The organism is Nostoc sp. 2RC, assembly GCF_014222165.1.
In the GTDB taxonomy this organism is placed as follows: domain Bacteria; phylum Cyanobacteriota; class Cyanobacteriia; order Cyanobacteriales; family Nostocaceae; genus Nostoc; species Nostoc linckia.
Genome location: NZ_JACKZU010000601.1, coordinates 1 through 2,721 on the forward strand (window position 1 = coordinate 1; position 2,721 = coordinate 2,721).

The following is a 2,721-nucleotide window of genomic DNA, read 5'->3' on the forward strand; positions in this document are numbered from 1 at the left end:
CCCACACTCCCCACACTCCCCACACTCCCCATCTCCCCTACCTCCCTACTCCCTTTCATCGATAGGCAACGCGGAGACTTTGGACTAAAATTACCGCAGATGCAACGGCCATTAACCCGCCCCAAAACCAATAAGGTAAAAGCAAGTATCGCTGCATTTGTGCTGTATCTGAAAGTCCCAGGTAACCAGCAGAGCTACTAAATAAATAATCTAGTTGGTGGTATGTACTTATACAAGCTTGTACGCCCAAAAATTGAATGCTAAACCCTTGTACCCAACGAGGTGCTTTCAGAGCAATAGCCAAAATGATTAAACCCAACAAGGGAATTGCCACCAACCCAAACCAAGAGCGCACCCAAATTAATGTAGAAAATAACAAAAAACCCCCTAAAATTTTCAAACTCCAGGAAGCTGCTTTAAAACTGCGGGAAGCCAGAATCAAGGCTGCACCGGCAATAGGAGGCCCCATTGGGCCTGCGGCTGCAACCAAAGCCGGGCCGATTGGCCCCAATGATGAGCGAATACCATAGGTTGCAACACCGGAACCATCGCTAAAAATCTGCAATTTCTGAAACTGTCCTCCTAATAGGAGTGCCATTAAGCCATGACCCATTTCATGAAACCAAGTTGCCAAGATTGTAAATGGGTATAAGATATAATCTCCTCCGGGAACTTGCCACAATAAAGCAGTGGCGATCGCTGCTGCAATTAGCCATTTTAGCCCCATGCGTTCAACAACTGGCGGAGCTTCAGTTGTCAGCAAGTTTTCAGAATTGTTACTACGTTCCTTCATAAATAACTCAAGTTTAGATTTTAGATTTTGTGAAAAGTTAGAGCGCCAGCTTCCGGCGAGCTAAACTTTTCAAGATAGATTTTCTCCACCGGGTGAGCGAAAAAAGGTGTGGGGAGTGTGGGAAGTGTGGGGAGTGTGGGGAGTGTGGAGGGTAATTTTTTGGATACTTAGCTAGAAATCCCACACAAAATTTCGTTCACCCTTCTCCACCGAACAATCGGCACTCATTTAATTTTAGATTTTTGTTTTAGATTTTTGACTTTGCTGGAAGCGCTCAGTTGAAGGATTTTAGATTTTAAATTCTCCCTTCAATCTCCCATACAAAATTTAAACCTGTAAGTAGGTAGGCGTGAATATTTATCCTTGAAACAAACGAGAAGGCAGTCTTGACGAAAAATTTTTTTCATCACCATCTATCTATGTAAGTAGTTCTTATCTGTTCCCTGTTCCCTGTTCCCTGTTCCCTACTTACAAGTCAGGATAATAGAACTTTTAAGCTATCTTGAATTTGATTCATACACTTAAATTTATTTTTGTGTTTCTAGTTAGTGATTTATATATTATTGACTGAATTTTGTTTAGAGGTAAAAAGGGATCGCTATGCCAGTACTATGGCTTTTGAGACTGCAAATATAACAACATTATTAAAGTGAATAATACTCCCCGTAAAGGGGAGTTAGTACACAGCATTTAATTACATAAACTGAACAACATAGTTATCCATTAGTTGTCTGATGCCGTTGCTTTGTTTTTCCTCCAAAATAAATGCCGGAGGATGGGCGGAAAATACCAAGACTGATGTCACCATTGCTCAAAAATCAGTTAAGCAAGTTGAAACAGGAATGTCATCAAGTCTCCTTTGCCTAAACTAATGCGATCGCCCGGTCGCAAGCGGTGACGATTTCCCGGTAATAAAGGCAAATTATTAATGTAAGTGCCATTGGAACTTCCCACGTCTTCTACATAGTGAGCGTCACCTTCGACGCGAATATCTGCATGAATGCGGGAGACAATTTCTGAATTGGGAAATCCTGAAACATCAATATCTGGAGGAATCCGGTCATTAGGCTTGCCGATATGAATCACAGAAAGATTGTGCGGTAATTCAATCAACCTATCCGTTTGAACGTGGACTAGCCGCGCATTCACCTGTTGCAATTGCGTTCTGGCAGCAGTTACCGTTGGTGGTGCCACTGGTGGGGGTACTTCAGCTTCTGGCGCTGGAGTCGGTTCCAAGGGTGGCGGTGTGGGAATACCTTGGCTAGATACCACAGGTTGAGCCGCAACAGTTGGCGGTGGTGTTGGGGGGCTGTTTTCTGTAACAGATGGCTGTGGTGGAGTTACTGGAGGAGCCGCCACCGCTGTAGGTGGTAAAGATGAGGTAGTAGGAGGATGGGAGTTCCCAGAGCCGCTAATTCCCAAGGCATCTGGTTGTAAAAGTTCTACAAGGGGATCGGGTGTAACTAACGGCGGTACTTCCACAGAGACATTGGGAGTCACAGTTGCAGCCACTGGGGCATGAACGTGTGGAACTGTTGAGGAATGCAAGTTATAACCACACTGACCACAGAATGCAGCATCAGCTTGCACTGTTGCCCCACAACTGGGACAGTGAGTAGTTGCTGGTAACGGCGTATAACAAGCTTCACACTGAACAGCACCGTCAGGATTGGGATGATTGCAATTAGGGCAGACGATCATCGATTTTAGCCTTTGTTCAAGATCATCATAAAAATAAAGTAAGCTGTCCTTACATCTAACGCAGCACATCTTTTCGTGTTGGTTGTTGACTGTTGACGTTCAACAAACTTCATGAATAGCGACTGTGCAACTTAAAAGCGTCATAGTTCAGGACTGGCAAGCTCCAGGGGCGGCCTTAGCTTTCGATTCTAGCAATTACGGGGAGATGGCAACGCCTTGGGGAAAGG

At 44.5% G+C, this 2,721-nt stretch carries 2 protein-coding genes; both read right to left on the reverse strand.

Features of this window, described 5'->3' with window-relative positions:
- Window positions 1-55 precede the first annotated feature (55 nt).
- Window positions 56-793, reverse strand: a complete 738-nt coding sequence (locus GNE10_RS33620; RefSeq protein ID WP_185570371.1) for a M50 family metallopeptidase — start codon at window positions 791-793, stop codon at window positions 56-58.
- An 822-nt stretch (window positions 794-1,615) separates the two neighbouring features.
- On the reverse strand, window positions 1,616-2,494 hold the full coding sequence (locus GNE10_RS33625; RefSeq protein WP_099068702.1) for an FHA domain-containing protein: 879 nt from the start codon (window positions 2,492-2,494) through the stop codon (window positions 1,616-1,618).
- Window positions 2,495-2,721 lie beyond the last annotated feature (227 nt).

Bases quoted from the DNA above. Each gene is read 5' to 3' on its own strand.
- GNE10_RS33620 (WP_185570371.1), bottom strand. From the start codon at position 793: ATGAAGGAACGTAGTAACAATTCTGAAAACTTGCTGACAACTGAAGCT.
- GNE10_RS33625 (WP_099068702.1), bottom strand. From the start codon at position 2,494: ATGATCGTCTGCCCTAATTGCAATCATCCCAATCCTGACGGTGCTGTT.